The organism is Dellaglioa sp. CoH-55-MRSF-7 (assembly GCF_056782235.1).
The window spans coordinates 1-254 of record NZ_JBXAYI010000194.1; the positions used below are offsets into that span (position 1 = coordinate 1).

The window sequence follows — 254 nt, forward strand, 5'->3', positions numbered from 1 at the left end:
GTTATGGTCCGGGCGGTTTCCATTGCCCGTGCTGCGGCCCGGCTCCGGGTGCGCGTCGAGACGAGCGGCAGCAGAATCGTCGTGTCCTCAATCGAGTGCTCGACAAAATCGAGCGTCAGGAACGAAGCGTAGAACACATCGATGTCGGCACCGTCAATGACTGGTGTTTTGACTGGGATTGGTACTACGATGCGTGGCCCGGTGAGCTGAGTCTACACGAAGAGTGGGAAGAGTACCGGAAGCAAAACAAGTAG

General features: G+C 57.5%; 1 protein-coding gene. It reads left to right on the forward strand.

Features of this window, described 5'->3' with window-relative positions; genetic code table 11:
• Positions 1-254, forward strand: a 254-nt coding sequence (locus AC1RPU_RS08365) for a hypothetical protein (RefSeq protein ID WP_481769708.1), incomplete at its 5' end; no start/stop codon positions are given.